Source organism: Flavobacterium resistens (assembly GCF_900182645.1).
Taxonomy (GTDB): Bacteria; Bacteroidota; Bacteroidia; order Flavobacteriales; family Flavobacteriaceae; genus Flavobacterium; species Flavobacterium resistens.
Genome location: NZ_FXTA01000003.1, coordinates 649,432 through 672,893, shown reverse-complemented (window position 1 = coordinate 672,893; position 23,462 = coordinate 649,432). Strand labels below are relative to the sequence as shown.

General features: G+C 32.8%; 23 protein-coding genes. 18 read left to right on the top strand and 5 right to left on the bottom strand.

Features of this window, described 5'->3' with window-relative positions; genetic code table 11:
- Positions 1-153: 153 nt before the first annotated feature.
- The 12 genes from FN795_RS14230 (at position 154) to FN795_RS14175 (ending at position 9,497) form a co-directional block, all read left to right on the top strand.
- Positions 154-1,338: a BamA/TamA family outer membrane protein gene (locus tag FN795_RS14230; protein WP_244289985.1), complete on the top strand. Its 1,185-nt coding sequence runs from the start codon at positions 154-156 to the stop codon at positions 1,336-1,338.
- A gap of 31 nt (positions 1,339-1,369) precedes the next feature.
- Positions 1,370-2,533: a glycosyltransferase family 2 protein gene (locus FN795_RS14225; protein WP_142451203.1), complete on the top strand. Its 1,164-nt coding sequence runs from the start codon at positions 1,370-1,372 to the stop codon at positions 2,531-2,533.
- Positions 2,534-2,617: 84 nt separating this feature from the next.
- Positions 2,618-3,961, top strand: a complete 1,344-nt coding sequence (locus tag FN795_RS14220; RefSeq protein ID WP_142451202.1) for a dihydrolipoamide acetyltransferase family protein — start codon at positions 2,618-2,620, stop codon at positions 3,959-3,961.
- 213 nt (positions 3,962-4,174) lie between these two features.
- Entirely contained in the window at positions 4,175-4,945 is a 771-nt protein-coding gene (locus FN795_RS14215; RefSeq protein ID WP_035647851.1) for a 3'-5' exonuclease, read from the top strand.
- Between the two features lie 78 nt (positions 4,946-5,023).
- Entirely contained in the window at positions 5,024-5,635 is a 612-nt protein-coding gene (locus FN795_RS14210) for a fumarylacetoacetate hydrolase family protein (RefSeq protein ID WP_142451201.1), read from the top strand.
- Positions 5,635-5,979 carry an Hpt domain-containing protein gene (locus FN795_RS14205; protein ID WP_035647847.1) on the top strand — a complete coding sequence of 115 codons (345 nt, stop codon included), beginning with the start codon at positions 5,635-5,637 and terminating at the stop codon, positions 5,977-5,979. Before FN795_RS14210 ends, FN795_RS14205 begins: the two co-directional genes overlap by 1 nt.
- A gap of 191 nt (positions 5,980-6,170) precedes the next feature.
- Entirely contained in the window at positions 6,171-7,424 is a 1,254-nt protein-coding gene (locus FN795_RS14200; protein ID WP_142451200.1) for a competence/damage-inducible protein A, read from the top strand.
- Between the two features lie 71 nt (positions 7,425-7,495).
- Complete coding sequence (rpmB, locus tag FN795_RS14195; protein ID WP_008468080.1) at positions 7,496-7,732, top strand: 50S ribosomal protein L28; 237 nt, start codon at positions 7,496-7,498, stop codon at positions 7,730-7,732.
- Between the two features lie 27 nt (positions 7,733-7,759).
- Entirely contained in the window at positions 7,760-7,942 is a 183-nt protein-coding gene (gene rpmG, locus FN795_RS14190; protein ID WP_008253902.1) for a 50S ribosomal protein L33, read from the top strand.
- A gap of 75 nt (positions 7,943-8,017) precedes the next feature.
- Positions 8,018-8,170 (top strand): DUF4295 domain-containing protein, encoded by a 153-nt coding sequence (locus FN795_RS14185; protein WP_008468081.1) that lies wholly within the window; start codon positions 8,018-8,020, stop codon positions 8,168-8,170.
- A gap of 187 nt (positions 8,171-8,357) precedes the next feature.
- Positions 8,358-9,311, top strand: a complete 954-nt coding sequence (ftsY, locus tag FN795_RS14180) for a signal recognition particle-docking protein FtsY (RefSeq protein ID WP_035647842.1) — start codon at positions 8,358-8,360, stop codon at positions 9,309-9,311.
- 6 nt (positions 9,312-9,317) lie between these two features.
- The gene (locus FN795_RS14175) at positions 9,318-9,497 is read left to right on the top strand and encodes a hypothetical protein (protein ID WP_142451199.1); all 180 of its coding nucleotides are present in this window, start codon (positions 9,318-9,320) and stop codon (positions 9,495-9,497) included.
- An 84-nt stretch (positions 9,498-9,581) separates the two neighbouring features.
- Here the strand turns inward: FN795_RS14175 and FN795_RS14170 are convergent, their stop codons facing one another.
- Positions 9,582-10,646 (bottom strand): serine hydrolase domain-containing protein, encoded by a 1,065-nt coding sequence (locus FN795_RS14170; protein WP_142451198.1) that lies wholly within the window; start codon positions 10,644-10,646, stop codon positions 9,582-9,584.
- Positions 10,647-10,877: 231 nt separating this feature from the next.
- Here FN795_RS14170 and FN795_RS14165 point away from each other — a divergent pair, with 231 nt between their 5' ends.
- Both FN795_RS14165 and FN795_RS14160 read left to right on the top strand, forming a co-directional pair.
- Positions 10,878-11,318 (top strand): hypothetical protein, encoded by a 441-nt coding sequence (locus FN795_RS14165; RefSeq protein WP_142451197.1) that lies wholly within the window; start codon positions 10,878-10,880, stop codon positions 11,316-11,318.
- On the top strand, positions 11,299-11,595 hold the full coding sequence (locus FN795_RS14160) for a DUF721 domain-containing protein (RefSeq protein ID WP_142451307.1): 297 nt from the start codon (positions 11,299-11,301) through the stop codon (positions 11,593-11,595). The genes FN795_RS14165 and FN795_RS14160 overlap by 20 nt, the downstream gene beginning before the upstream one ends.
- Before the next feature lie 159 nt (positions 11,596-11,754).
- Here the strand turns inward: FN795_RS14160 and FN795_RS14155 are convergent, their stop codons facing one another.
- The 3 genes from FN795_RS14155 to bshC all read right to left on the bottom strand — a co-directional run bounded on the left by FN795_RS14155 (position 11,755) and on the right by bshC (position 15,332).
- Positions 11,755-12,174 (bottom strand): nucleoside-diphosphate kinase, encoded by a 420-nt coding sequence (locus tag FN795_RS14155; protein WP_129052660.1) that lies wholly within the window; start codon positions 12,172-12,174, stop codon positions 11,755-11,757.
- A gap of 178 nt (positions 12,175-12,352) precedes the next feature.
- The gene (locus FN795_RS14150) at positions 12,353-13,624 is read right to left on the bottom strand and encodes an acyltransferase family protein (protein ID WP_142451196.1); all 1,272 of its coding nucleotides are present in this window, start codon (positions 13,622-13,624) and stop codon (positions 12,353-12,355) included.
- Positions 13,625-13,742: 118 nt separating this feature from the next.
- Entirely contained in the window at positions 13,743-15,332 is a 1,590-nt protein-coding gene (gene bshC / locus FN795_RS14145) for a bacillithiol biosynthesis cysteine-adding enzyme BshC (RefSeq protein WP_142451195.1), read from the bottom strand.
- 273 nt (positions 15,333-15,605) lie between these two features.
- Between bshC and FN795_RS14140 the strand changes: the two genes are divergently transcribed.
- The 4 genes from FN795_RS14140 (at position 15,606) to FN795_RS14125 (ending at position 19,308) form a co-directional block, all read left to right on the top strand.
- On the top strand, positions 15,606-16,883 hold the full coding sequence (locus FN795_RS14140) for an MFS transporter (RefSeq protein ID WP_142451194.1): 1,278 nt from the start codon (positions 15,606-15,608) through the stop codon (positions 16,881-16,883).
- A 100-nt stretch (positions 16,884-16,983) separates the two neighbouring features.
- Complete coding sequence (locus FN795_RS14135) at positions 16,984-17,238, top strand: autorepressor SdpR family transcription factor (protein WP_142451306.1); 255 nt, start codon at positions 16,984-16,986, stop codon at positions 17,236-17,238.
- Between the two features lie 4 nt (positions 17,239-17,242).
- A complete protein-coding gene (locus FN795_RS14130; RefSeq protein ID WP_142451193.1) occupies positions 17,243-17,911 on the top strand; it encodes an SdpI family protein in 669 nt (222 codons plus the stop codon).
- A 32-nt stretch (positions 17,912-17,943) separates the two neighbouring features.
- Positions 17,944-19,308, top strand: a complete 1,365-nt coding sequence (locus FN795_RS14125; RefSeq protein ID WP_142451192.1) for an alpha/beta hydrolase family protein — start codon at positions 17,944-17,946, stop codon at positions 19,306-19,308.
- A 73-nt stretch (positions 19,309-19,381) separates the two neighbouring features.
- Here the strand turns inward: FN795_RS14125 and FN795_RS14120 are convergent, their stop codons facing one another.
- Positions 19,382-23,458: a DUF7948 domain-containing protein gene (locus FN795_RS14120; protein ID WP_142451191.1), complete on the bottom strand. Its 4,077-nt coding sequence runs from the start codon at positions 23,456-23,458 to the stop codon at positions 19,382-19,384.
- Positions 23,459-23,462 lie beyond the last annotated feature (4 nt).

Here is a 23,462-nt window from a genome sequence, read left to right as displayed (position 1 = left end):
AGCATAATTAAATTTGTTTTTGAAATCAATATTCGTTCTTTCAAAGATACTTTTTCTACTGACTTAATTTTCTTTCTGTAATTCTTTTTGAAAAGATGCTATTGTCTTAATAAAGTTTTAAATTTGTTAGGATGTATTCTTAACTTCTTTTTAATGAGTGGTTTAAAAATAAAATTTATCTTGTTTTTAATTTTTGTTTCGCCATTTTGTTATTCGCAAAATGATAGTATTTCTGTGCAAAGTCAAGATATTTTAGACGTCATTCAAAAAATCTTTAAAAAAAATGATACAATCAACGAACGCAGAGATAGAAAATTGGCTTTTTCTCTATTGCCAGTTCCGGTTGGTGCAAATAATTCAAACGGACTCGTAATCTCTTTTTTGACTACTTTTTATTTGGGTGAGGATCATGAAACAACAAATATGTCACAGGTTTCGTTTTCGCCTTATTTTAGTTTTAGCAATCAATATGTGTTTCCAATTCAATCTTATATTTATACAAAAGACAATAAGTGGAATTTCATTGGCGATTATCGTTATCTAATTTATCCGCAGCTTACTTACGGCTTGGGCGATAATAATTCAAAAGAAGAAATGTCAACTTTAGATTATAAGCAATGGCGTTTTTATCAATTTATTACACGAAAAGTTGTTGGTAATTATCGGTTAGGAATGGGGTTTCTTTATGATAATTACACTAATATTTCTGAGGAATCTTATATAGATGAAGAAACAGACTATGTAAAATACATGAATGGAGATTTTTCAGATGAAACTTCTTTTGGATTCGCGATTCAAGGTTTGTATGATTCCCGAAAAAACATCGTTAATCCCGAAGGAGGAATGTATATAGAAGCTGATTTGAGAATAAATACAAGCGGTGTAAACGGCGACAAATGGCAATCATTGTATTTTGATGCAAGAAAATACCATTCTTTCAGTAAAACCAAACATCGCGTTTGGGCGTCGCGAGCATTTTATTGGTCAACTTTTGGAGGAAAACCTCATTATCTTGATTTACCAAGTATTGGCTGGGATCGTGATGGGAAAACGGGACGTGGTTTTACAAAAAACAGATACCGAAGCAACGCATTGATTTATTTTGAAACCGAATATCGAACTGATATAACCAGAAATGGTTTTTTTGGAGCCGTTTTTTTTGCCAATATTTCATCGGTTTCAAAATTGGATACCTATCAATTTGACAAATGGCATCCAGCGGTTGGAACCGGAGTCCGAATTAAATGGAATAAAAAAAACAATAGCAATTTAGCTTTGGATTACGGAATAAGTAAAAACGATTGGTCTTTACGATTGGGATTAACAGAAAATTTTTAACTTCCCCAAAAATCATCAGCCCAAAATTTTCATGCAATTATCGGTAATAATTCTTAATTATAATGTAAGATACTTTCTGGAACAATGCGTTTTAAGTGTTCAGGAAGCAATTGCAACGCTTGATGCTGAAATTATTGTTGTCGATAATAATTCGGCAGATAATTCCTGTTTGATGATTCAGGAAAAGTTTCCTTCAGTAAAACTCATTCAAAACAAAGAAAATTTTGGTTTTCCAAAAGGAAACAATATTGGAGTTGCGGAAGCAAAAGGCAAATACATTTGTATTTTGAATCCCGATACCATAGTTGCTGAAGATACTTTTGCTAAAATTTTGGCTTTCGCCGAAGAAAAAAACGATCTAGGAATAATTGGCTGTAAACTAATCGACGGAACGGGAAATTTTCTGCCTGAAAGTAAACGTGGTATTCCAACGCCTTGGGTTGCTTTTACAAAAGTTTTAGGTTTGTATAAAATCTTTCCAAAATTGAAAAATTTCAATCAATATTATGCACAGCATATTGACGAAAATGAGAACGGAAAAGTTGAAATTCTTGTTGGTGCGTTTATGTTTATGAAACGAGAACTTTATCTGGATTTAAAAGGTTTCGACGAAAATTGTTTTATGTATGCCGATGATATCGATTTGTCATATCGTGCGTTGCTCAAACAAAAGTCAAATTACTATTTTCATGAAACAACAGTTTTGCATTATAAAGGTGAGAGCACAATAAAAGATGAAAAATATATGAAACGTTTTCAGGAAGCAATGAATTTCTTTTATAAAAAGCATTTCAAGAAATCATTGTTTTTTAGCGCATTCATTCAAATCGGAATTTGGTTTTTTGCTTTTGCTAAAATGTTTCAAGGAAAACCAAAACGAAAACTTTCACCAGAAAAGTATATTTTTTATTCTTCAAATAGTATTTTGTCTGAAAAATTGCCTGCAATTCTAAAAAATAAAGTAGAGTTTTTAGATTTCAAAAAAGAAAAAATGGTAAATTCGTGCCACGTTTTTAAGGGTAAAAAGGTTGAGATTATTTTAGATAATCAGTACGTTTCATTCAAAAAATGTATCAAAATCATAGAAACTCTTAAAGATAAGAACGTTACTTTTAAGATTTTCCCCAAAAAAACAAATTTTATTATTGGAAGCAATTCTCGAAATGACAGAGGGCAAATTGTAAAAATTGAGTAAAAAATTATATTAAATGTAATTTATATTTAAAAAATTCGGTAATTTCGCAATCTGAAAATCAAAATCACCCTTGAGGTTAACAATATGGCAAGATTTGAATTAAAACTTCCTAAAATGGGAGAAAGTGTCGCTGAAGCAACTATTACAAACTGGTTGAAAGAAGTTGGAGACAGAATTGAAGCTGATGAAGCTGTACTGGAAATTGCGACTGATAAAGTTGACAGCGAAGTGCCAAGCGAGGTATCAGGAGTTTTAGTTGAACAGTTATTTGGTAAAGATGATCTAGTTCAGGTAGGGCAAACTATTGCAATTATTGAAACAGAAGGTGATGCTCCAGCTGAAACAAAAGTTGAAGAAGCAGTAGTTCCGGTAGCGGCGGCAGAAATTGAAAAGACAATTGAAGCGGTAAAAGAAACTGTAAGCGCTCCTCAGGATTTTGCTTCATCGGATAAATTCTTTTCTCCATTAGTGAAAAATATTGCTAAAGAAGAAGGAGTTTCTGTTGCTGAACTTAACGGAATTCAGGGTTCAGGAAAAGATGGACGAGTTACTAAAGAAGATATTTTAAAATATGTTGAAGATCGCAAATCAGGAGTTGTTCAGACACCAAAAGCGATTGAAGAAGCACCAAAAGTTGTTGCTGAAACTCCAAAAGTAGTTCCAGCAGCAGAGCCAGTGGTTCAAAAAAGCCAGCAGGCTGCTCCGGTTTCAGTGAATGGAGGTGACGAAATTATTGAAATGGACAGAATGCGTAAACTGATTTCAGGTTACATGGTAGCTTCGGTTCAGACTTCAGCACACGTACAATCGTTTATTGAGGTTGACGTTACAAACATTGTAAAATGGAGAGATAAAGTTAAAACAGCTTTCGAAAAAAGAGAAGGAGAGAAATTGACTTTTACGCCAATTATGATGGAAGCGGTTGCAAAAGCGCTTAAAGATTTTCCTGGAATGAACATTTCTGTTGATGGTGATTATATTATCAAAAAGAAAAATATAAACTTAGGAATGGCGGCAGCTTTGCCTAACGGAAATTTAATTGTTCCTGTAATTAAAAATGCAGATCAGTTGAATCTTGTTGGAATGGCAAAAGCGGTTAATGATTTAGGAAACCGTGCAAAAGCAGGAAAACTAAAACCAGACGATACTCAGGGAGGAACATACACAGTTACGAATGTAGGAACTTTTGGAAGTGTTTTTGGAACGCCAATTATCAATCAACCGCAAGTTGGAATTTTAGCACTTGGAGCAATTCGTAAAGTTCCTGCTGTTATTGAAACTCCAGAAGGTGATTTTATCGGAATTCGTCAAAAAATGTTCTTATCGCACTCTTATGACCACAGAGTTGTTGATGGTGCATTAGGAGGAAGTTTTGTAAAAAGAGTAGCAGAATATTTAGAAGCTTTTGATGTAGATAGAGATTTCTAATCTATTATAAATAAATTTTAGACCCGGAAAATGATTTCGTTTTCCGGGTTTTTTATTAGTGAAAAAATAGAAAAATAAATTTTAGACAACGCTATTTTAGATTCTTTTTTGAAGTTAAAATTTAAAAAATAGTCTAATTGTGGGCAAAAAAATAAAAATAGGGTCGGAAAAGTCGGCTTTAAAATTTACATTTGTAATCTTATAAAAATTAAAATGGAATTAAAACTTAACAAACCAATTTGCTTTTTTGATCTTGAAACAACTGGAATTGATATCGGTAAGGATCGTATCGTAGAAATTTCAATATTTAAAGTTTTTCCAAACGGAAATAAGGAAAGCAAAACATGGTTAGTGAATCCTACTATTCCAATTCCTCCACAAACTACGGCTGTTCATGGTATCACCGATGAAAAAGTGGCAAATGAGCCGACTTTTTTAGAATTGGCTCCACATATTCATAATATGATAAAAGACAGTGATTTGGGAGGTTTTAATTCAGATCGTTTTGATATTCCGCTTTTGGCCGAAGAATTACTTCGTGCGGGGGTTGATTTTGATATGAAAAATAAAGTTTCAGTTGATGTCCAGACTATTTTTCATAAAATGGAAGAGCGTACTTTGAGCGCGGCTTTGAAATTTTACTGTGGAAAAACGCTTGACAATGCGCATTCGGCAGAAGCTGATACAATGGCGACTTACGAAATTTTAAAAGCGCAGTTGGATCGTTATCCTGAATTGGAAAATGATATGAAAGTGTTGTCTGAATTTACAACGCGTAAAAAAATTGCTGATTTTGCCGGAATGATTGCTTTTGATCAAGATGATGAGGAGATTTTTACCTTCGGAAAACACAAAGGTGTCAAAGTTGAAAAAGTTTTGGAAACAGAACCTGGATATTTTAGCTGGATCCAAAATGCCGATTTTCCTTTGTATACGAAAAAAGTTTTGACAGGAATTAAACTAAGAAAATTAAATACGAAATAAGGTTCTGAGGTGCTAAGATTCTAAGGCGCTAAGTTCTTAGTATCTTAGTGTCTTAGAATCTTAGCAACTTAAAAAGAAATGAAGATTATTTGCATCGGTAGAAATTATACCAATCATATTGCGGAATTAAAAAACGAACGTCCAGAGGAACCTGTGGTTTTTATGAAACCGGATTCGGCAGTTTTGTTAAAACAACATCCGTTTGTAATTCCAGAATTTTCTGAGGAGATTCATCACGAAATAGAGATAATTGTTAAAATTAACAAAGTAGGAAAGTATATCGAACCTAAGTTTGCTCATAAGTACTATGACGAAATTAGTGTAGGTATCGATTTTACTGCCAGAGATTTACAAGACAAATTAAAAGCGAAAGGATTGCCTTGGGAAAAAGCAAAAGCATTTGACGGCTCTGCGGTCATTGGAGATTTTTTACCAAAAAGTGATTTCGTTTCTATGGAAAATCTTACTTTTGAGTTAACAAACAATTCTAAAACCGTTCAAAAAGGAAATACAAGTTTGATGTTGTGGAAAATTGATGAACTTGTGTCGTATGTTTCGCAGTTTTTTACATTAAAAATTGGGGATATTATTTTTACAGGAACTCCTGAAGGTGTTGCTGCGGTAAAACCAAATGATGTTTTAGAAGGATTTTTAGAAGATAAAAAATTATTCAGAATACAAGTAAAATAATGGCTTTAAAGTATAACCTTTCGAAAGTATATGCGCTTTCAGATAATGATCCGGAATTTGTAAATGAAATTCTAAAATTATTTGTTACTGAAGTTCCTGAAGATTTAAAGCAAATCAAAGAAGGAATTAAGAAAAAGGATCATAAATATGCCTATTCATACGCGCACAAAATAAAACCTACGCTAGATTTGATGGGCTTGAATGTGGCTTTTGAAGAAATTCTTCAAGTAGAAGCATGGACAAAAGCAGAAGGCAAGAAAAAAGATATTGTTGAAACTTTTAAGAGTATTAAGATACAAGTAAAAGAAGCAATAAAAGAAATCAAAAAAGACTTTGATCTTTAAAAATTAAAATCTGATTTATTCCTGTTGAAAAAAAACAGGAATAAGTTAAGATTGTTATTCGTGAATTTTGTGAAAGCGGCTTTTAACTTGTAAAGGCGCTTTAATACCTCTCTCCAAAGACAAAATTTAAAAATATTCCATTGTAAATTTTTGGCTTACTTATGTAAGAAATAATAAAGCATTTTAATGTTATGAAAGCAACTATTATAACTATAGGGGACGAAATATTAATAGGTCAGATTATTGATACGAATTCAGGTTTTATTGCGAAATCATTAGACCGAATTGGAGTTGAGGTAACGGAAATGATCTCGATAAGTGATGATAAAAAACAAATTTTAGATACTTTTTCCCAGCTTCAAAACAAAGTTGATATTGTTATTGTGACTGGTGGTTTGGGGCCGACAAAAGACGATGTCACCAAAAAAACTTTCTGCGAATATTTTGATGATGAGTTAGTTGTAAATCCAGAAGTTTTGGCGCACGTAACACAACTGATTGAAGGTTTTTATAAAAGACCAATTTCACAATTGAATAAAGATCAGGCTTTGGTACCTTCAACTTGTACGGTTCTTCATAATCAGGTTGGGACTGCACCAGGAATGTGGATGAAAAAGGAAAATACTGTATTTGTTTCGCTTCCAGGAGTTCCATATGAAATGAAATATTTGGTTGAAGAAGAAATAATTCCGAAAATAGTTAGAGAATACAAGCGTCCTTATATTATTCATAAAACCATTTTAACTTATGGTCAAGGCGAAAGTTTAGTCGCTGAACGCATTGAAGAATGGGAGAATAACTTGCCAGATTTTATCAAATTGGCTTATTTGCCAAATCCTGGAAGGGTGCGTTTGCGTTTAACTGCAAGAGGAACAGATAAAGAAGAATTGGAGAAAGCAATTGAAGACAATGTTCAGTCGTTGGATGCGATAATTCATGATATAATAGTTGGTTACGAAGAAAATGAAACAATTGAAACCGTAATTGGCAAACTGCTTTCGAAACAAAATAAAACAATTTCAACTGCGGAAAGCTGTACTGGAGGAAGGATTGCTTCGCTTTTGTCTTCTGTGCAAGGTTCGTCAAAATATTTTAAAGGGAGCGTTGTTTCGTACGCGACAGAAGCGAAGGTCAATGTTTTGGGTATTTCGCGAGATTTAATTGATGAATATTCGGTTGTAAGTGCAGAGGTTGCAAAGGCTATGGCTTTGAGTGTTAAAGAGATGCTTAAAACCGACTATGCAATTGCGACAACTGGGAACGCCGGACCGTCAAAAGGTGACTCAGATGCTGAAATTGGTACTGTTTTTATAGCTTTGGCAACACCAGATGATATAATTGTAGAAGAATTTAACTTTGGTCAACCACGTGAAAAAGTGATAGATAGAGCGACTATTAAGAGTTTAGAAATATTACAGAAAGAAATTTTAAAAATTGTGCAATAATTTTTTGCTACAATGGTTTATTTTTCTTTTCTTTGCACCCTGATTTTGAATAACGATAAAAGATAAGTATAATGTCAAGAGTTTGTGACCTTACAGGTAAAAGAGCGATGGTAGGAAATAACGTTTCTCACGCTATGAACAAAACTAAGAGAAAGTTTTCTGTAAACTTAGTTAAAAAGCGTTTTTATCTTCCAGAAGAAGATAGATGGATTACTCTTAGAGTAGCAGCATCTACGATAAAAACAATTAATAAAAATGGAATCACTGCTGTTTTGAAAAAAGCGCAGTCAGAAGGATTTATCAAATAATCTTTTCCTAAATAAATATATAGCAAGATGGCAAAGAAAGGTAATAGAATCCAAGTAATTTTAGAATGTACTGAGCACAAGACTTCTGGTGTTCCAGGAACTTCTAGATATATTACAACTAAGAACAAAAAAAATACTCCAGACAGATTAGAGATTAAAAAATTTAATCCAATCTTGAAAAGAGTAACTGTTCATAAAGAAATTAAGTAATAATTAGAGATTTTTGTAAATCTCGAATGGTTTAGCCATGAGAGTTTTATAAAAGCTTCAAATAACATTTGAATCATGGCAAAGAAAACCGTAGCATCGTTACAAACATCTTCTAAGAGATTATCAAAAGCCATCAAAATGGTAAAATCTCCTAAAACTGGTGCATATACATTCGTAGAATCTATTATGGCTCCTGAAGAAGTTGATGAATTCTTGAAAAAGAAATAATTACAATTACATTATATAGAAAAGCTACTTTCATTCGGAAGTAGCTTTTTTATTACCTATATTTGTCTAAAAATTTAGAGAATCGTAACAATTGGTCCTTTTTTGAGGAACAATTGCACTTTCTTTAAAGATTTAGATTTCTGATTTGAAAATCAAGAAATCTAATAATCAAAAAATCTACAAAAAAATGAGTTTTTTTAAAAAATTATTCTCTACCGAAAAAAAAGAGACTTTAGACAAAGGTCTTGAAAAAACAAAAACTACTTTTTTCTCAAAGTTAAGTAAAGCCGTTGCTGGAAAATCTAAAGTTGATGATGATGTTTTAGATAATCTGGAAGAAGTTCTTGTAGCTTCGGATGTTGGTGTAAATACAACTTTGAAAATTATCGAGAGAATCGAAAAACGTGTTGCCGAAGATAAATATTTAGGAACTGACGAATTGAATCAGATTCTTAGAGATGAAATTGGAGCGTTATTGTCTGAAACCAATACTGGCGAAGCAACTGAATTTGAAGTTCCAAAAGATAAAAAACCTTACGTTTTAATGGTTGTTGGAGTAAACGGAGTAGGGAAAACAACAACAATTGGAAAATTAGCTTATCAGTTTAAGAAAGCAGGTCACAAAGTTGTTTTAGGTGCTGCTGATACTTTCCGCGCTGCAGCAATTGATCAATTGCAGGTTTGGGCTGACAGAGTTGATGTGCCAATTGTAAGACAAAATATGGGAAGTGATCCTGCTTCTGTAGCGTTTGATACTTTGCAATCTGCTGTAGCTCAAAATGCAGATGTTGTAATTATTGATACCGCTGGCCGTTTGCACAATAAAATCAATTTGATGAACGAGTTGACAAAAGTAAAACGTGTAATGCAGAAAGTTGTTGCTGATGCTCCGCACGACGTACTTTTGGTTTTAGATGGTTCAACAGGTCAAAATGCTTTTGAACAAGCAAAACAATTTACTGCAGCAACTGAAGTAACTTCACTTGCAGTAACAAAATTAGATGGAACAGCAAAAGGCGGGGTTGTAATTGGAATTTCGGACCAATTTAAAATTCCGGTAAAATATATTGGCGTGGGCGAAGGAATTGAAGATTTGCAAGTCTTTAATAAATATGAATTCGTTGACAGTTTCTTTAAATAATTAAAAATGAGTTTCGAATCTATAAAAAATGCATCGCCTGTAGTATTTTATTTCGCGAGTGTTATCTGTTTTGTTTTGGCGAATGTGTTAAGAGATAACAGTCTTTCTTTTTACTATATTTTATTAGTTCTTGGAATAGGATTCTTTTTTATGGGAGTTCTAAAAAGAATGAAAACCAAACGATAATTATTTTCAGTTTTATTTTCTGAAAATAATATGAGTTTTTAAATGGGAAAAGTTTTAAACCGCTTTTCCCATTTAAAAACTTTTTTATTGATACAAAGCATTAATTTTTTCCCAAAGTGTTTTGTCAAAATCGGATAGTGCAAGATTTTGGTTATCTGCTGCATCGCCCATTCTGATTACAACCATTTTTTTGCTCGGAATAACATATATTTTTTGATCGTTTTTTCCCAATGCCATAAACATATCACTTGGTCCAGTCGGAATTACGCTTCCTTGAAAAGTAAGTTGCGATTGTGGTAAATGGTAGGAAGCTTTTCCGTTTAGCCACCATAAATAGCCATAGCCTAAATTGATGTTTTGTGAGGTTGTTGTGGCTTCATTGAAATAAGCTTCGTTCAAAATGGTGTTGTTTTCCCATTTTCCTTTGTTTAGCATTAAAAGCCCAAAACGCGCCATGCTTCTTGTGTTGCTGGTATAGACACTGTTGACATCGATTTGAACCCAATTACCGTTCATTCCGATTTTGTCTCTTAATTTACTGTTGAAATAGCTTTCCCATTTTTGTCCGCTTGCTTTTTCGACAACATCTTGTAACTTTACGTATACATTGTGATATGCCCATCGAGAACCGGCATCGGCTTTGTATTTTAAATTGGCAGGTTCGACATCGTCTGTGCTGTCGTCTAATCCTGATGTCATCGTTAATAAATGTTTGCAGGTAATTAGGTTTTCCTGTGCTAATGTTTCGCTTGTCCAGCCAGTGCCTAGATATTTTGAAACTTTATCATTTATATTTAATAAATTTTCTTGTTGTGCAATTCCAGTAACGGTTGAAGTCAATGTTTTTCCAGCACTGGCCCAATACCATGGTGTTGTTGCTGAATGTCCGTTGAAGTAATTTTCTAACACGATTCGGCCGTTAACTAGGATTATGAATGATTTGGAGTTTTTGAGCTGCAAATAATCTAAAAGAGGCTGAACGGCACTTTGATTCCATTTTAAATCAGCTATTGATTTCGTTTCCCAAGTATTTCCTGTTATTGGCGGGAAATACATACTTTCTGAAGGAGTTGTTTCTGGTTCAGTAGAATCTTTGCTGCAACTTGCAAACAATAAGATTGTCAGGATGGTACAAAAGGTTTTAGTCATGTTTTTTGGTTTTAGTTTGGGGTTTGACCAAAAATATATAAAATAGTTTAATGGGTTTTGCAATTTTTTATTTCTTTTGAAATTTATAAGTTTAACTTTGTAGTTCGCTAAATTTTCTTTTGAAAACGGGAGCCCTAGCCCTGATGGGAGCGACATCCTTTTGTGCCGGGGTTCGGCGCAAAAGATACAGCGGACAGCAGGTATCAGCTTCTTATTAATATTATATTTATTATGAAAAACACTTTTATGATTTTGGTTTTATCACTTTTGTTTGTGAGCTGCAAACAAGAAATAAAACCCGCAGATATTGCAAAACTGAATGGATATTGGGAAATTGAAAAAGTGGTTTTTGATAAAGGAGAAGAGAAGGCGTACGGAATGAATGAGAATTTTGATTTTTTTGAAATTAAAGGGACCAAAGGAAAAAGGACAAAAGTGATGGCGCAACTTGATGGGACTTTTTTGACAACAAATACTTTTGAAAATGTATCGGTTAGGTTTACGGATAAAGGCACATTTTTGGATTATAAAACGAGTTATGCCAAATGGAGCGAGGAATTAATTTCAATTTCTGATAAAGAATTTGTAGTTAAAAATGATCAGAACAAAGAATATCATTATAAAAAAGCGGAACCAATTAATATTTTGAATGATGGCGAAAAGACTAAATAACGAAAGTACGATTGGAGCTGTTTTGCAGCAGATTATTCAGGTGAATAAATTGCAACCTGGAATGGATCAAATTGATGTAAAAGAGGCTTGGACAAATTTAATGGGAAATGGAGTTAAAACATACACGAGAAATGTTGTTTTGAAAGGAAGTACGCTTTATGTTGAATTGGGTTCGGCTGTTTTAAGAGAAGAATTAAGCCATGGAAAATCAAAAATCGTAAAAATGATTAATGAAGAATTGGGGCGTGAAGTAGTGAAAGATGTCGTACTTCGTTAATTTTAGATTTTAGATTTTAGATTTTAGATTTTAGATTTTAGATTTTAGATTTTAGATTTTACAGTATAAAAAAAATCCATTCGCCATGGCGAATGGATTTTTTTATTTGTGATCGTTAAGTTCAGTAATCTGAAATTTTAACTCTACAATCTAAAATTATTAGAATTGCTCTCTTCCAGCAAAGTGGAATGCACCTTCGATTGCAGCGTTTTCATCGCTGTCAGAACCGTGAACTGCATTTTCTCCGATAGAAGTAGCGTATGCTTTACGAATAGTTCCTTCAGCAGCTTCAGCTGGGTTTGTAGCTCCAATTAAAGTTCTGAAATCTTCTACTGCGTTGTCTTTTTCTAAAATTGCGGCAACAATTGGTCCGCGTGACATAAATTCAACTAATTCTCCGTAGAAAGGTCTTTCTGCGTGAACTGCGTAAAATGCTTGAGCATCAGCTACAGTTAATTGAGTTAATTTTAATGAAACGATTTTGAAACCTCCATTAGTAATCATTGCTAAGATATTCCCGATGTGTCCGTTTGCAACAGCATCTGGTTTAATCATTGTAAAAGTTCTATTTGTTGCCATTTTATTGCTTATTTTTAATTTTGTGCAAAAGTAGACTTTTTTTGCGAATTGATTTTAATAAATTCATAATTTAAATAGGTTAGAATGATGTTTTGATTAAGAAAAGTCTCAATTATGAATATTGCCATAAAAAAAGAGGCAGACAACTGTCCACCTCTTGATAATTTGATAAGGAAAATTATACTTTAAATATTAATTTATTTCTGTAGAATATCCATAAGATAAATGTCCAAATGCCTACATAAACTAATGCTCCAGCTAATGAAGCTGTCATTGGATTATTAAAAAATGGTGCAATCCAGAAGCTATACAGATAATTTAATAAGTTGATTTTTTCTGAAGGAGCATGCGGATTTTGGAATTCAATCATTACTAAAGCTTGCGGAATAATCTGTGATGTAAAAAATACAATCATTGGATTTACTCCCCAGATTAAAAACAGTTTAAATCCTTTTTTATAATCTTTAATGTCGATTATTAAATATAAAATGGTTAAAAATACTGTCGCCAGTCCTGTTGTATATAAAACATAACTGCTGGTCCAGATTGATTTATTTATTGGGAAAATAACATCCCAAAGCAAACCGAAAAATATAAGCGTGGTTCCTACAATACCCATTTTTTGGGCTTTTTGAATTTTGGTTGTATCTAATTGCAGAATTTTCCCGATCAACAATCCTATAATTCCGTTTACAATTGACGGAAGGGTACTTAAAATTCCTTCAGGATCCCAAGTTACGGTGCCTCGGTACATGTGTCCTTTTAATAAAACGCCATCTAGCCACGCAGAGAGATTTGTTCCCTTATCGAGATTTGCTTCTCCAATTCCGGGAACTGGAATTAGTGTCATTAATGCCCAATATCCGAGTAACAAAACTATTCCGGTAATAATTTGCGTTTTTTGAGAAGTTTTTAAATATAGAAGAGAAACTACAAAATAGACAATTGCGATTCGTTGTAAAACTCCAGGAAGTCTGACATCTTGATAAGCTTCAATACCACTATAAGCCAGAAAGAAGTAAATAATCAGAATTGAAAATGCTAAAATGTTTTTAACTTTTGAACTAAAACTTCCCATTAAAGCATATCCAACAGCAATAGTGATGGCTAAACGGCCAATCAAAAGGGGAATTCCTTCAAGTCCAAATAGCTGAATTTTTCCAAAAAAATTAAAGAAGATTCCAAGGCAGAACATTCTTAAGGAACGAATGAGAATTTTATTGAATGTGGTGTTGTCGTAGATTTTATCAGGCATTGCAAGTGGTATGGCAACTCCCATAATAAATACAAAAAATGGAAAAACTAAGTCGGTTGGCGTGCAACCGTTCCATTCGGCGTGTAGTAACGGCGGATAAACATTGCCCCAGTCTCCGGGATTGTTGACAATTGTCATTAATAAAATAGTGAGTCCGCGAAAGACATCTAGCGAAATTAAGCGTTCTTTTACCATTGGTTTAGGGTAAATAGGTTAGTTAATAATTTTAAAAATCGCTATTTGGTTTATTGGATAATAATTTTGAGAAGATAGGTGGTTATTTGGCTCTCAAGAATTATTATTTTATTGTTTTTTAAATTGTTATAATATTAAAATTCATTTCTAATGGTTTTAGTTTTTGGATTAAAAGCGGAATTAACTGTTCGCCTTTTTCCAGATAAAATTCAGAAAAATTGCTTTGACGTTCCTGTAAACTGTTGTTTGGGAACAATTCACATTGCAAGTCGATTACTCGTTCTAATTGATCGCTTAATTTTCTTTTTTGTGCTTTTAATAAACGTTTTTCTAAATTCTCTAAACCTTTTGTCTGTTTTACTTCCTGAGCTTTCACGGCACCGGAAAATGATTTATCAGTTTGATTGGCTAGATTGTAAAGATATTCAAATTGTGTTTTCAGCAATTCTTTTTGAGGTGCTAAATCAATTGGGAAAGCTGAAATTTTGTGTGTAATCGCATTTACTAGATTTTCCTGTTTTGTAAATAAATCTTTCCAGGTTAAACCTAAATTATCGGCTTTTTTAGCTTGTTTTTCTGTAGAAAGAAGAACTGAATTACGTATTAAAATTATTGGAAAAGTAATATTTACAGCATCAAAAAAAGATTTCAATTCCAGCCAATACGCAATTTCTCCGCCTCCGCCAATGTAACATAAATTAGGAAGAATAATTTCTTGATATAGCGGACGCATAATTACATTTGGGCTGAATTTCTCTGGATTGCTTTCTAATAATGTGAAGATTTCATCTTTAGAAAATGATATTTTGGTATTGTTAACGTGATATTTATCGTTTTCAAAAATGATTCTTTCACGCAAATTATCTTCGATATAAAATAAATTAATTTCACGGGGATTTACCTGAACCGTATAATCTTTTAAAGTTTCAATTGTTTTTTGAACAGCTTTATAAGAAGTGTTTTTCTCTAACTCTTCTTTTGCAAATGGAATAAAAGCATGTTTTAAATTGGCATTGTCAGCATCTAAAATCACTAATCCGTAATTTGCGAACAGACTGTTGGCTAAAAAACGCGTTGCATCCGCTAGATTATCATGTTTTAAATAAGCATCTTCAAAAAGCTTTTTTAAAATATTTGCGTTTGTATTTGATCCTAATTCTAAGGAATAAATTTCGAAAAATTCGGCTAAACCTTCAGTCGAAAGTCGGCCAACCGGACCAGTGCTTTCTTTGTTCCATCTGAATTTTTTTCCTTTAAAATTAAAGTAATTGATTTCTTCAAAATCATGGTCTTCGGTCGCCATCCAATAAATTGGAACAAAATTATTCGATGGATACTTTGACTTTAATTCTTTGGTCAAATTAATTGTCGAAATGATTTTATATAAAAAATACAAAGGACCGCTAAACAAATTTAATTGGTGGCCAGTTGTAATTGTAAAAGTATTTTCTAATGTTAAAAGCTCAATATTTTGTTTAGTTAAATCTGAAATCTCACTATTTTGATATTGTTTTTTTAGCGTTTCAACCAAAGGAATTCGGTTGTTGTTATCAAAATTGGATTGTTTTTCCTGGATTTGTTTTTCGAAATTCTCCAATGTTGGAAAATTATTATATAAAGATTGCAGTGCTGGTTTTTGATCTAAATAATCTTGTATCAAGGTAGAGAAATATCCTGAATTTTGATAGCTGATACAGTCGGTAGGCATAATTTTAGATTTATTTTTGATAGCTGTAAATTTAATGAAAATATACAGTTAAAAACGTTTTTAACGATTGCTTATGATTTGATTTTTTGTTAACGATTATTAAAGATCATAAAATCAAGTTTTTAATTTTGGCTTAAATGAAAATCTATAAAACATAAAACACATTAAATTTGTTAAAAAGTAATTGTTGTTTTAAAACTATTTTGGCTAAACATGAATTATTAATAATGAAACTATATTTTTGTAATCAAAAAAAAGTTATATCTATTTTACATGAAAACTAGCCCTGATCAGAAAAACTCTCTAAAACATGTTCTTTTTGGAAGCCTTATAGGCACCACAATTGAATTTTTTGATTTTTATATTTATGCCAATGCTGCAGTATTGGTTTTTCCGCAATTATTTTTCCCTAGTGCCGATTCAACAATGGCGACTCTGCAGTCCTTAGCAACTTTTTCAATCGCCTTTTTATCGCGCCCTTTAGGTTCTGCTTTTTTTGGACATTATGGAGATAAAATTGGACGTAAATTTACTTTAGTTGCAGCGTTATTAACTATGGGAATTTCTACGGTTGCAATTGGATTTTTGCCAAGTCATGCCAGTATTGGTATTGCAGCTCCTTTATTATTGATGTTATGTCGTTTCGGACAAGGTGTTGGTTTAGGCGGAGAGTGGGGAGGAGCAGTTTTGTTGGCAATTGAAAATGCGCCACCAAATAAACGAGCGTGGTATGGAATGTTTCCGCAATTAGGCGCTCCAATTGGATTGCTGCTTTCAGGCGGTACTTTTTTATTGTTGACTGATTCAATGAGCAATGAAGATTTTATGGATTATGGATGGAGAATTCCGTTTATTGCTAGTTCACTTTTAGTTGTTGTTGGGTTTTATATCAGAACAAAAATTAGTGAAACTCCTTCATTTGAAAATTCAAAAAAAGAGCATGAGGAAGTAAAAGTTCCATTTTTGACTTTGGTTAAATCGTATAAAAATCAATTGATTTTTGGAACATTTTGCGCTATTACAACTTTTTTGGTTTTTTATCTGATGACTGTTTTTACTTTGAGCTGGGCAACTTCAGATTTAGGAATTGTTAAAAGAGACGGATTGTTAATTCAATTATTTTCGGTATTGTTTTTTGCCATTTTTATTCCAGTTTCGGCTGTGGTTGCTGATAAAATTGGTCGTCGCAAAATGCTTATTTTGGCCACAATAGCGATTGCAATTTTCGGATTTTTCTTTTCTTACTTTTTGAGTTCAGGAAATATTACTCTGGTTACTATTTTTGCTTGTATCGGAATGGCTTTAATGGGCTTTACTTATGGTCCGTTGGGAACTTTTCTATCAGAGTTGTTTCCTACGAATGTTCGTTATTCTGGCGCATCTTTAACTTTTAATTTGGCGGGAATTTTAGGAGCTGCTTTTGCGCCTATGATAGCAATTTGGTTGGCATCAACTTATAGTGTGAATTACGTAGGCTTGTATTTGACAGCGGCTGCTTGTATTTCTTTATTTTCATTTTTGGTAATAAGTAAAGACGAACATAAGTTTTAAAAGAATATTTATAAATATTAAAAAGCAGTAATGTAAAAAAATACTGCTTTTTTTTTGCCAATTAAAAAAGTATTTAGATATTTGTCTAAATATATAAATGATGAATGAGATTTTTAAAGCATTAAATGATGCAACCCGCAGAGAGATTCTTGAACTGTTGAAGCAGAAAGATTTGACAGCGGGAGAAATTGCTGATGCTTTTAATATTTCGAAACCTAGTATTTCTCATCATTTAGATATTTTAAAACGAGCCGATTTAATTACATCCGAAAAAAAAGGGCAATTCATTATTTACTCTATTAATACCACAATAATGGAAGATGTTTTGCAATGGATACTAACTTTTAAGAAATAAAATAATGAATTTAGAATTTAAAAAAGAGCTTCCAATTATTGGAATTGTTCTGATTCCGTTTGCGTATTTGGCTTTTATTTGGAACAGTCTTCCAGAAAGAGTTCCAGTTCATTGGAATATGAAAGGAGAAATTGATAGTTGGGGAAATAAGTCTTTTCTGGTTGTAATAGTTTTTATCCTTCCTGTATTAATGTATGCTGTAATGTTCGCTGCAGCAAAATTAGATCCTAAAAAAAGGATTTCTTTAATGGGAAAAAAGTTTTATAAATTGAAGTTTTTTATGGTTTCGTTTATGTCTTTATTAGCTGTATTTCTTCTATATGTTTCAAAAAATCAGTCGGCTTCAAATCCAAATTTAATGTATATTCTAGTAGGGATTCTGTTGATGGTAATGGGAAATTATTTTAAAGTGATTCAACCCAATTATTTTATCGGAATCAGAACACCTTGGACACTGGAGAGCCAGGAAGTTTGGAAAGCTACACATACATTTGCCGGGAAGCTTTGGTTTTTTGGCGGTTTGATTATCGTCCTTGGTGGTATCATTTTTTCAGGCTTTATTTTTGCAAAAGCTTTTGTTGGCATTGGATTTACTTTAGCTTTTGTACCAATTGCATACTCTTTCATCAAATTTAAACAATTGGAGAAAAAACAAAAAAATCACAATTCTTAATTACTAATAATACCTTATTTATTTCAATAAAAATGATAAAAACAATACTTATTATAATTACGGCTTTACTTTCTTTTATAATGAACGGGCAAGAAATTGCAGGACAATGGAACGGACTTTTAAAGGTGCCGGGAACTCAATTAAGAGTTGTGTTTCATGTCAATAAAACCGAAACAGGATATGGTGCGACAATGGATAGTCCTGATCAGAAAGTTATAGGAATTCCTATGGAAAAAGCTTCTTTTGATAATTCTATTTTAAAATTAGAAATGCCAAAGGCTCAAATTTCTTACGAAGGAATTTTGAATAAAGACAATATTATTGTTGGAAAATTTACGCAACGAGGACAATCTACCGAACTTAATTTATCTAAGGAAATTATTCAGAAACAAGTTTATGCAAGACCTCAGGAACCTCAAAAACCGTATCCTTATTATACTGAAGATGTGAAATTCGAAAATAAAACGGACAAAGTAGTTTTAGCAGGGACATTATCTCTTCCTAAAAAAGATGGCAATTTTCCTGCAGTGATTTTGATTTCTGGAAGTGGAGGACAAAATAGAGATTCAGAAATTTTAGGGCATAAACCTTTTCTGGTTTTAGCCGATTTTTTGACCAAAAAAGGATTTGCTGTATTGCGTTTTGACGATCGCGGTGTTGAGCAATCTACAGGGGATATTTCAAAATCCACAAGTGCCGATTTTGCAAGAGATGTTCAGGCTGGAGTTGATTATTTACAAACCAGAAAGGAAATTAATAAAGATAAAATTGGATTGATTGGCCATAGCGAAGGTGGAGTAATTGCTCCAATTGTTGCTGGAAATTCAAAGGCAATTGATTTTATTGTTTTGTTGGCAGGACCAGGACTTCGTGGAGATAAATTACTGCTTCTGCAAAAAGAAGCGGTTGAAAGAGTAAGTGGAGTTCCCGAAAATGATATTCAAAAAGCACAGGAAATTTTTAGAGGTGCTTATGATATCATTCTTGTATCTAAAACAAATGATGAAAATTTGAAAAAAGATGTTACGACTTATTTTGCATCAAAATATAATGAAGAAATTGCAAAATCATTAACGCCACAATTTACAAATAACTGGATGTATTATTTTTTAAAAATGGATCCGGCAGTAAATTTAGCAAAAGTAAAATGCCCAGTTTTGGCCCTTAACGGCAGCAAAGATATACAAGTTCCTGCAACTGTTGATTTAGAAGCTATTGAAAAAACGTTGCTGAAAGCAGGAAATAAAAATGTAAAAACAAAAGAACTTCCTAATTTAAATCATCTTTTTCAAGAGTCAAAAACAGGTTCTCCCGAAGAATATGAAAAAATTGAACAGACTTTTTCGCCTTTAGCTTTAGAAGAAATATCAAACTGGATGATGGTACAAACGAAATAGATAAATTGTTACTTAAGAAAAAAGTCCGCATTGATTAGCTTTTTTTAAATCAATGTGGACTTTATAATTCAATTTATCTCTTCAAACTAAAATGATCTTTAAATTCTTGTCCGTTAACTCGGGTAACAATAAACCAATAATCCGATGCCGGTTGTTGTTGTCCAAGATAATTTCCGTCCCAAACGCTATTATTGTTTAATTCTTTAATGAATTTTCCGTATCGATTATATATTCTGACTCCTGTGTTTGGAGCCAAATACGCAAAATCTATTGTCCAATAATCATTATATCCGTCACCATTTGGGGTAAAGAATTTTGGGAAAGGAAGCTCATCAACTAAATTAATACAATTGCCAGCAGTTGCATCAAGAATAGTGGCAACAATAGGAATCCTATCACTTTCACAATTATTTGCAATCTCTGAAGCATAGTAAGTAATTCCGTTTTCAAGCAAAGTTGATTCGGATAAACTTATTGTCGAAGTTGGGCTTTCAAACCATTTTATATTTTCTCCGGAAATATTAATGTCGCTGATTTTTGCTTTTTGCTGAATACAGAATGTTTGTGGCGAGTCGGCAATTGGATTTTGAGTATCGTGAATTTTTACGTTCACAGCAAATCGTTCACTTTCGCAATTGTTTGATGTTTGCGTAGCGTAATAAGTTCCATTTTGAAGCAAAGTAGTATTCGCTAAAAGCGTTCCCGCAGTTTGGGCAGTATACCATTTTATATTCGTTCCCTGAATATTGATCGCTGAAATAGTTGCATTTTCATCAATACAAAATTGTTGGGCGTTACTTCCAGTTGGTAAAGGAGTGTCATAAATCTGAACTAAAATTGGAGTTCTGTCACTTTCGCATCCAATAGTTTGCGACGCATAATATGTTCTGTTGTTTTCTAATGGAGTAGTATTGGGTAAAGGGGCAGCCGACATATTAGTATCAAACCATTTTATATTTTGCCCTGAAATTTGAATAGTATTCAGCGTTGCATTTTCATTTTTGCAGAATGATTGAGTAGCATTTGCTGTTGGTGCAGAAGGTGTATTTATAACCGAAACAGTTATTCCAAATCTCGGCCCTTCACAATTATTTACAGTTTGTGAAGCATAATACGTTTTGCCGTTTACAAGATTTGTAGTTTCGGCTAATAGAGAACCATTTGTTAAAGCGTCATACCATTTTACTAAAGTCCCAGTGATTTGGATACTCGATATTTTTGGATTTTGACTTGTGCAAAAAGACTGATTTGCGTTTGCTGTTGGCACAGAAGTGACTTGGATATTAATGGTAACTGGAATTCTACTGCTTTCGCAACCGTTTATAGTTTGTGATGCATAATAGGTTGTCTTGTCTTGAGCTACAGTTGAGGATGAAACAATTGTTCCGTTTGTTAAGTTACTGTACCATTTTATGTTTTGACCTGTTATTTGAATGTCATTTAAAGTTGCATTTTGCTGAACACAAAAAGATTGTGGAGAATTTGCTGTTGGTAATGGCTGACTTACGATAATTACGGTTTGATTTTGTGTTGCTGAATTCCCGTTGCCGTCATTGTAATTCCAAACAATTGTATATGTTCCTGGCAAAGCATAAGACAACGGACTTGTGGTTGTTGCATTTATTACTCCTGCACAAACGTCATTAGCTGTTGGAATTGTTGTTACAGTTGTATTGCAATCACCCGTTATGGTTGGAAGAGTTGTTAAATCAGGAATTGGTTTTTCAATATCACCAATAACGACATTTATTTTTTTTGTATCGTCGCAACCGCCAGTTCCTGTAATTAAGCAGCTGTATTCGCCACTATTGCTGGCTGTTGCATTTGGAATAGTAGGATTTTGATCTATCGAAGTAAATCCATTTGGGCCAGTCCATGAATAATTTGTTCCACCAGATGCTTTTAGCTCTAATGTTTTTCCAATGCAGACTGGAGAGTTACTTGACGCTATTGGATTTGATAAGCAATCTTGAAACTTAGCTAAATATACATTATAAAGCCCTCCAACGGAATTTAATGAATAATTTTCCTGATGTGCGCCAGGGGTCGAAATGCCAGACGAACTTTGAGTGTTTCCTATCAAATAAATATTATCTAAGAGATCTAAAGAAATTTTATTGTTTACATCTGCAGCTCCATTAATACCTTCGCTGGCATTTCCTCCATAGTATGTACCCCATTCTCTTTGCCCATTTTCGTTTAGCTTGATCATGTAAGCATCACCATATTGAGGTGCTGTAGAATAAGCGTCGGCAGTAGCAATTCCAGATTTTAAACTAGTACAGCCTTCAATTATGATCTTATCTTTAGAGTTTATAGCTATATCTTGAATAATTTCTCCAAAATAGGTTCCCCATACTAGGTTTTGCGTATTGACATCAAATTTGGCGATATAACTGCTAGTGCCAAAATTCATTGGTAAGTCCATAAAACTTTCATTGAAAGTATTGGTACTCTTTAAATTATTATGATCGTTTGTTGTACCGATAAAATATAAAAATTGGCCTTTTAAGGTAGATTTGTCTATTAAACTGAATGTAGATCCATTAAAGTATCTTCCCCAAATTTGTTGCCCATCTAAATTAAATTTTGAAATCATCCCTGAAACAAAACCAACTAAACTGTTTGTTGTTGATATGCCGCCAGTACTACTTGTTCTTCCTGTTACATATAAAAAACCATCGTCAGAAATATTGGCAGAGAGGATTCGTTCATCTCTTTCTCCTCCAAAATATGTTCCCCAGACTCTAACTCCTTGTGGTGTAAATTTTGCAATAAAGCCATCATCTCCATAATAATCATCGGCATGTTTAGGCTGGTGGGCATTTGTAGAAGCAATATTAGTAGAACTCATGGCTTGTCCAACTAAGTATGTATTATTTTGTGCGTCAATAGCAATGTCATATGCTATATCCATATAATCACCTCCGTAAAAAGTTGACCATTCTCTGTTTCCAGAAGAATTAAGTTTTACTAAAAAAGCATTAAAATAATATCCTTTAGATTCTGGTTGGTGCGAACCTGGTGTAGCTATTAAAGAGTTGTTTATATCACTGCCTACATTCACACTTCCAGTAAAATATAAATTTTCATTTGTATCGACTTTTATAGCTGTCGGAACTGCTGCATAGTAAATTCCCCAAACTCTGACACCATCCGTGTTAAATTTAGCAACAAACCCGTTTCCATAAAAATGAGCATAATAATATTGTATATAACTGCCGGTAGTAGCAATATTTGTAGTGCTCCATGTATAGCCAGAAAAGTATACATTATTCTTTAAGTCGTTGCAAATATCAGTAGAATACTCACTATTATTTCCGGCATAGTAAGTTCCCCACAATCTAATAGGCACAGGATCAATTACAATAGTTTTGCCATCTATAGAATTTGAAGAACTAAATCCATAAATATTTTTCTTAATTTTTCTGTATCCAACTTCAATTTCCTTTTTGCTTCCTCTATCTTCAATCCAGCTTGCAGGAAGTGTTTCTTCCATTTTTCCAAAACGAACATTCATTTGGATTTTGTTGTCAACCAAATCTGTTTCGACACCATTAAATTTTAATTGAATATCAGATATTTTTCCTTTGGGATGAATTACAAAATTGTATTCAACGGTTTTTTGTGGATCAGCTGGAATTGTAAAAACAGCATCAATATTTGGATAAATGTTTTTATAAGTAACTTTTTTGAATTGATAAACAGCAGTAACTCCTTCGGGTTTACTCGGAACATTGTAATAATTGTCGAAATCAGAAGATTTCTGCTCTGCAATTAATTCAACTTTAGAATTTGAATTAACAAAGTCAATATCAATTCTGTGAAAAATATATTCTAGTTTAAAATTAGTTTCTTGCTCGTTTTTCTTGTTTTGAAAATGTGAAGCATTTTCTCGTTCATTTCTTGGATCATTTGGCTGTGTTACGGGAGTTTTTTTTACTTCATAAACATCATATGAAAATCCATTTTTCTTCAATTGAACATTTAAACCATTAGAATTTAATAAATATAAAACGGAAGAATTTGATTTTCCTTTTTGATCAATAATCTGACCTTTATTCTCTTTGAAACCAATAGATTGGTTTTTATTTTGAGAAAATACAGGAATGAAAAATAAAAAGAATAGAAAAAATAAAATGCGTTTCATAAAA

Excerpts from the sequence above, each read along its gene's own strand:
- FN795_RS14165 (WP_142451197.1), top strand. The coding sequence starts at position 10,878 with ATGAAAAACACTTTTATGATTTTGGTTTTATCACTTTTGTTTGTGAGC.
- FN795_RS14155 (WP_129052660.1), bottom strand. The coding sequence starts at position 12,174 with ATGGCAACAAATAGAACTTTTACAATGATTAAACCAGATGCTGTTGCA.
- FN795_RS14230 (WP_244289985.1), top strand. The coding sequence starts at position 154 with ATGAGTGGTTTAAAAATAAAATTTATCTTGTTTTTAATTTTTGTTTCG.
- FN795_RS14175 (WP_142451199.1), top strand. The coding sequence starts at position 9,318 with ATGAGTTTCGAATCTATAAAAAATGCATCGCCTGTAGTATTTTATTTC.
- rpmG (WP_008253902.1), top strand. The coding sequence starts at position 7,760 with ATGGCAAAGAAAGGTAATAGAATCCAAGTAATTTTAGAATGTACTGAG.
- ftsY (WP_035647842.1), top strand. The coding sequence starts at position 8,358 with ATGAGTTTTTTTAAAAAATTATTCTCTACCGAAAAAAAAGAGACTTTA.
- FN795_RS14220 (WP_142451202.1), top strand. The coding sequence starts at position 2,618 with ATGGCAAGATTTGAATTAAAACTTCCTAAAATGGGAGAAAGTGTCGCT.
- FN795_RS14200 (WP_142451200.1), top strand. The coding sequence starts at position 6,171 with ATGAAAGCAACTATTATAACTATAGGGGACGAAATATTAATAGGTCAG.
- FN795_RS14125 (WP_142451192.1), top strand. The coding sequence starts at position 17,944 with ATGATAAAAACAATACTTATTATAATTACGGCTTTACTTTCTTTTATA.
- FN795_RS14135 (WP_142451306.1), top strand. The coding sequence starts at position 16,984 with ATGAATGAGATTTTTAAAGCATTAAATGATGCAACCCGCAGAGAGATT.
- bshC (WP_142451195.1), bottom strand. The coding sequence starts at position 15,332 with ATGCCTACCGACTGTATCAGCTATCAAAATTCAGGATATTTCTCTACC.
- FN795_RS14225 (WP_142451203.1), top strand. The coding sequence starts at position 1,370 with ATGCAATTATCGGTAATAATTCTTAATTATAATGTAAGATACTTTCTG.
- FN795_RS14140 (WP_142451194.1), top strand. The coding sequence starts at position 15,606 with ATGAAAACTAGCCCTGATCAGAAAAACTCTCTAAAACATGTTCTTTTT.
- FN795_RS14130 (WP_142451193.1), top strand. The coding sequence starts at position 17,243 with ATGAATTTAGAATTTAAAAAAGAGCTTCCAATTATTGGAATTGTTCTG.
- FN795_RS14170 (WP_142451198.1), bottom strand. The coding sequence starts at position 10,646 with ATGACTAAAACCTTTTGTACCATCCTGACAATCTTATTGTTTGCAAGT.
- rpmB (WP_008468080.1), top strand. The coding sequence starts at position 7,496 with ATGTCAAGAGTTTGTGACCTTACAGGTAAAAGAGCGATGGTAGGAAAT.
- FN795_RS14205 (WP_035647847.1), top strand. The coding sequence starts at position 5,635 with ATGGCTTTAAAGTATAACCTTTCGAAAGTATATGCGCTTTCAGATAAT.
- FN795_RS14160 (WP_142451307.1), top strand. The coding sequence starts at position 11,299 with ATGGCGAAAAGACTAAATAACGAAAGTACGATTGGAGCTGTTTTGCAG.
- FN795_RS14215 (WP_035647851.1), top strand. The coding sequence starts at position 4,175 with ATGGAATTAAAACTTAACAAACCAATTTGCTTTTTTGATCTTGAAACA.
- FN795_RS14210 (WP_142451201.1), top strand. The coding sequence starts at position 5,024 with ATGAAGATTATTTGCATCGGTAGAAATTATACCAATCATATTGCGGAA.
- FN795_RS14120 (WP_142451191.1), bottom strand. The coding sequence starts at position 23,458 with ATGAAACGCATTTTATTTTTTCTATTCTTTTTATTTTTCATTCCTGTA.
- FN795_RS14185 (WP_008468081.1), top strand. The coding sequence starts at position 8,018 with ATGGCAAAGAAAACCGTAGCATCGTTACAAACATCTTCTAAGAGATTA.
- FN795_RS14150 (WP_142451196.1), bottom strand. The coding sequence starts at position 13,624 with ATGGTAAAAGAACGCTTAATTTCGCTAGATGTCTTTCGCGGACTCACT.